This is a genomic window from Nocardiopsis sp. TNDT3 (assembly GCF_003427465.1).
Classification (GTDB): Bacteria; Actinomycetota; Actinomycetes; order Streptosporangiales; family Streptosporangiaceae; genus Nocardiopsis; species Nocardiopsis dassonvillei.
Genome location: NZ_QPFC01000580.1, coordinates 1 through 4,840 on the forward strand (window position 1 = coordinate 1; position 4,840 = coordinate 4,840).

At 72.5% G+C, this 4,840-nt stretch carries 4 protein-coding genes and 1 tRNA gene; 1 reads left to right on the forward strand and 4 read right to left on the reverse strand.

The features are described 5' to 3' along the window. From DQW06_RS14830 to DQW06_RS14840, 3 genes are all read right to left on the reverse strand, one after another. A partial coding sequence (locus DQW06_RS14830) for a chaplin (RefSeq protein ID WP_157983446.1) occupies positions 1-495 on the reverse strand: 495 nt, incomplete at its 3' end. Positions 496-659: 164 nt separating this feature from the next. Beyond that, positions 660-1,697 carry a hypothetical protein gene (locus tag DQW06_RS14835; RefSeq protein ID WP_117198692.1) on the reverse strand — a complete coding sequence of 346 codons (1,038 nt, stop codon included), beginning with the start codon at positions 1,695-1,697 and terminating at the stop codon, positions 660-662. Between the two features lie 223 nt (positions 1,698-1,920). Next, a complete protein-coding gene (locus DQW06_RS14840; RefSeq protein WP_013155938.1) occupies positions 1,921-3,243 on the reverse strand; it encodes a M20/M25/M40 family metallo-hydrolase in 1,323 nt (440 codons plus the stop codon). Between the two features lie 144 nt (positions 3,244-3,387). Between DQW06_RS14840 and DQW06_RS14845 the strand changes: the two genes are divergently transcribed. Beyond that, a tRNA-Leu gene (locus DQW06_RS14845) sits at positions 3,388-3,472 on the forward strand. A gap of 358 nt (positions 3,473-3,830) precedes the next feature. Here the strand turns inward: DQW06_RS14845 and DQW06_RS14850 are convergent. Next, entirely contained in the window at positions 3,831-4,700 is an 870-nt protein-coding gene (locus tag DQW06_RS14850; protein WP_013155937.1) for an alpha/beta hydrolase, read from the reverse strand. Between the last annotated feature and the right edge of the window lie 140 nt (positions 4,701-4,840).

The following is a 4,840-nucleotide window of genomic DNA, read 5'->3' on the forward strand; positions in this document are numbered from 1 at the left end:
GTGGCCGCCACCGCCACCGCCGCCGCCGTGGTCACCACCGCCGTAGCCGTCGTCGTGACCGCCGTCGTGGCCACCGCCGTCGTGGCCACCGCCGTCGTGACCGCCGCCGTCGTGACCGCCGTCACCGGGCTCCCCCCCGTAGCCGGGCTTCTCCGGCTTCTCGGGGTTCTCGGGCTTCTCCGGGGTCTCCGGCTTCTCGGACTCGTCGGGGGTCTCGGGCTCCTCGGGCTTCTCGGGCGTCCAGGTGGAGCTGTCGTCCTCCACCACGGCCCCGCTGTCGGTGCACTGGGCGCCCGCGAGGCCGAGGACGGCGATCGAGTTACCGCAGACGTTGACGGGGGCGTCCAGGTCGGCCACGATCTGGTTGCCGCCGAGGATGGAGCCGTTTCCGCTGGTCGTGGCCGTGGTGTCGGCGTAGGCCACTCCGGCGCCGGCGGCGGTGAAGAATCCCGCGGCCACCAGTGCGGCGATACGGGCGTGCGTGTGGTAGGTCATCGCGTGTCCTTTGGTCAACGAGAAAGATCGGCCAGCTGCTCGTGGACCGCGGACGGAGAGCTTCGTGCTCCGGGGAAGCCGGGGAGAAGGCACGCCCGCCGGATTCGGCGAGGCGGCTGCGCGCAGAGGAGCGCACGGACCGGCCGCGGTCGTGGAGGACGCGGCTAGTCGGGAGCGAAGGAGGGGTCGTCCGCGGCGTCGCGGACAACCAGGGTGGGGTCACCGGGAAGGGCGACCCGCTGGGCCCGGGGAGCCAGGTGGTCGGCCCGGGCCGTCAGGAACCCGGCGGCGCCGGGCGCGGGGAAGGACGGAGACGCGGCGCCGGTGGCGTCCGCTCCGGCCTGGTGGTACCCGCCGCCCGCGATGAGGCGGATGCGCTCACCGGAGCCGTCGTCGCCCGGCGCCCGGTCGGCGCCCTCGTCGGCGACCCGGTGCCAGACGGACGGGTCCACGGGAGCGTGGACGGCCGTCACCCCGCCGGTGCGGTCCCCGTCGCGTTCCGCGCCGGAGCCCTCGTCCTCGTCGGACGCGGAGCGCTTGGGCGCGGGTGCGGTCGGGGAGAGTTCGTCGGCGCCGCCGAGGACGGGCAGGCCGAGCGGCGTCGCGGTGCCCGCGGAGCCGCCGATCCGGTCCTGCACGGCCCGGGTGGACTCGGCGAGCCCCTCGGAGACCGTGCCCACCAGGCTGCCGTCGCGCAGCGAGCGGTCGGTGGACTCCACCATGTCGTGGCCCCTGCGGGCGATGCCCCCGACGAGGTCGCCCGCGCCGCGCGCGGTCTCGTCGACGGTCCGGGTGGTGTCCTCGACCGCCCTGTTGGCGGCGGATCCGGTCCTGGTCCGCTCCAGGGCCGCTGTCACGCCGGTCCCGTGCAGGGTCTCGGCGGGAAGAGCGGCCGTCTGGGGCACCACGGTGTCGGCGAGCGACTCCGTGGCCGACGCGGCGCGGGCCGTGGCGTCGGAGAGGCGGGCGCTGCGGATCTCCTCCGCGGCGGCCTGTCCGGTGCGTCCGGTCCCGTCGCCGACCTCCAGCACGCGGTCGACCAGGCCACCGGACTCGGGGGCGGTCTCGCCGTGGGCGACACCGATCCCCCCGGCCAGCCATGCGACGGCGACGACGCCGGACAGGAGCAGCAGCCGGGCGGGGCTCAGGGCCATGCGGGCAGCGCGACTGGAGACCAGCCACTCCTTGCCCGCGAGCACCATGGATGCCCCCCGTTTCGCTGCTACTGGACGGTCCCGTGCGGTGGTCCCGCCACGGTCACACGCCGGTGCCGTTCCGCGCCCGCGAAGGCGGGCGGGGAGCCGTGCACCGTCGAACTCACAGCAACACTAACATCACGTTCGGTGACGGGAGGCCGGATTACGAACCGCGCCGAAAAAGTTCTCGGCGCGGTTCGGCTGAGGGGACGGCGCAAAGCGCCCGGGGTCAGCTCAACCCGACGAAACGGTCCAGGACGCGGACCCCGAACCGGAGGCCCTCGATCGGGACGCGCTCGTCCACCCCGTGGAACATGCCCGCGAAGTCCAGCTCGGGGGGCAGCTGGAGGGGGGCGAAACCGTAGTTGCGCACCCCGAGCCGCGAGAAGCTCTTGGCGTCCGTCCCCCCGGAGAGGCAGTAGGGGACGGCCTTGGCGCCGGGGTCCTCGGCCAGCAGCGACTCCGACATGGCGCTGACCAGGCCGCCGTCGAAGGAGGTCTCCACGGCGGGCAGGTGGTGGATGAACTCGCGGCTGACCTTGGGGCCCAGCAGCCGGTCGATCTCGGCGAAGTACGCGTCCTCGGTGCCCGGCAGGAAGCGGCCGTCCACCTGGGCGGTGGCCTCGCCCGGGATGACGTTGGCCTTGTAGCCGCCGCCCAGGACCGTGGGGTTGAGGGTGTTGCGCAGGGTAGCGCCGATCATGCGCGCGATGGGGCCCAGGCGGGCGACCGTGGCGTCCACGTCCCCTTCGTCGAAGGGGATGCCGAACTCCTCGCAGATCTCCTCCAGGAAGGTCCGCACGGTCGGTGTGAGCTGGACGGGGAACCGGTGCTCGCCCAGGCGGGCGACGGCCGCCGCCAGTTCGGTGACGGCGTTGTCGGTGTTGACCATCGAACCGTGCCCGGCGGTGCCGCGCGCGGTCAGCTTCATCCAGGCGATGCCCTTCTCGGCGGTCTCGATGAGGTAGAGGCGCCGGTTCTCCTTGACCGTGAACGAGAAGCCGCCGACCTCGCTGATCGCCGAGTCGCAGTCGGCGAACAGGTCGGGGTGCTCGTCGACCAGGTACTGGGCGCCCCAGGTGCCCCCGGCCTCCTCGTCGGCGAGGAAGGCCAGCACGATGTCGCGCGGGGGACGGCGGCCCTCGCGCAGGCGCTGGCGCAGCATCGCCAGGACCATAGCGTTCATGTCCTTCATGTCGACCGCGCCGCGGCCCCACACGCAGTCGTCGGCGACCTCGCCCGCGAAGGGGTGGTGGGTCCAGTCCTCCGGGGCCGCCGGAACGACGTCGAGGTGGCCGTGGATGAGCAGCGGGGGACGACTGGAGTCCTCCCCCGTGATCCGGGCCACGACGTTGCTGCGCCCCGGGTGCTTCTCGTAGATCCTCGACTCGACGCCGACCTCGTCGAGCTTGGCCGCCACGTACTCGGCCGCCTTGCGCTCCCCGGGTCCCGAGTGGTCGCCGTAGTTGGAGGTGTCGAACTCGATGAGCTCCCGGCACAGGTCGACCACCTCGACCTCGGCCGCGCTCAGTTCCCTGCCTGGCTCCGCCATCTGACGCTCCCGTCCAGCCGCACCTTGTCGCCCTACTGTTCCACCGACCCTGCCATGTCTTCCACCGGCGGAAAACATGGTTCGCGCGGTGTTCGACCTTTGCTATGGTTGACGTGTCCGGCGCGGGAGCGCCGAGCACACCCGGTCCGGGTGGCGGAATAGGTAGACGCGCTAGCTTGAGGTGCTAGTGGCCGTTAAGGCTGTGGGGGTTCAAGTCCCCCCTCGGACACAAACGAAAGGCCCTGCTCGCAGGGCCTTTTTTCATGCCCGGGCCGCGACGGGGGGTGCGACCGGAGCGGATCGTCCGGAGAGGGACGCCACCTGCTCGGCGGCGTGGGTCCGCACGCCCGGAAGCGCGTGGCGCGGTCGTCGCCCGACCCACGCACAACACCGCCGCCGGGCGCGGTGGACCATTGTGCGCGGAACGGCCCGAACGATGGTCGGGTCGCCCGCCCCGCGTCCCGCCCGCCATGGGCCGTTCGCGGCGGAGGCGGACGCGGGTCCTGTGTCGCCTCCCAGGACGGACGGGGCGGGGCGAGGGGACGGTGACGCGCTCCCGCCGCACGGTCGGCGGGGAGCAGCGTCGGCTAGCGCGTGTGGCACGCCTTCAGGTAGCTCAGGAACGACGCCTGTAGCCCGGTGACGTGCGTCTCCCGCAACAACACGTGCGAGATCCGCTCCGACCGCCCCTTGGCGTGCAACTGTTCCACCGTCGTCAGGACGTTACGGGCCATCCCGCGGTAGAACGGAATGTCCCCCAGCAGCTCGGCTTCGTTCAGCGTGATGTGCAGCCGTGGAGCGGCCGCGTCCTCGCCGGGTTCCGGCAGGGCTTCGACGAGGGTGAGGATCCGGCTGTCCGCACTGGCCACACCGGGGCTGCCCGCACCGACGCTCGCGAAGGGTCCTGTCCCGCGCAGCCACGCGTAGAGGGCGAAGAGGCCTCCGTAGGAGTAGCCGAAGAGGCCGTGCCCGGACTCGCTGACACGCAGCTTCGACCGCAGGTGGGGGTGGAGTTCGCCGGTCAGGAAGTCGAGGAAGGCGTCGGCCCGGGTTTCCCGCAGCTCCGCGAGGTAGGCGTCGACCTGCTCCCGGGTCATCGCACCCGACTCGCGGGCCGCCGCGAGGGTGGCCAGCATGTCGTCACCGACGGGTTCGCCCGGCGGCACGAGGTCGCGGTTGCGGATGTGCGCCCAGCCCGCGGCCTCCTCACCGGCGTACCCGACGCTGACCTGGATGTAGGGGGCGATCGTCAGGTAGGGGTCCGCCTGGGTGACGATGAGGGGCGCGGTGAGGCCGACCGTCCAGTTGCCGTCCAACACGTAGATCAGCGGCAGGTGGTCCGCGGAGTCCGCGTAACCGGGGGGTGTGGTCACCCAGACGCCGTAGCGGCGCCCCGACCGCGCGGTGGTCTCCAGGTACTCCGTGTCCGGCAGGCAGCCGTGCAGTATCCCGCTCATCGGGCTTCTCCCTTCATGATGCGGCCGTCCTTCACGACGAGGACGGCCGTGTCCGGATCGGCGAACACCGCCGCGTCCTGGAGCGGGTTCCGCCGCCAGGCGACCATGTCGGCCCGCATCCCCACCCGGATCGTCCCGAC

Excerpts from the sequence above, each read along its gene's own strand:
- DQW06_RS14835 (WP_117198692.1), bottom strand. The coding sequence starts at position 1,697 with ATGGTGCTCGCGGGCAAGGAGTGGCTGGTCTCCAGTCGCGCTGCCCGC.
- DQW06_RS14840 (WP_013155938.1), bottom strand. The coding sequence starts at position 3,243 with ATGGCGGAGCCAGGCAGGGAACTGAGCGCGGCCGAGGTCGAGGTGGTC.
- DQW06_RS14850 (WP_013155937.1), bottom strand. The coding sequence starts at position 4,700 with ATGAGCGGGATACTGCACGGCTGCCTGCCGGACACGGAGTACCTGGAG.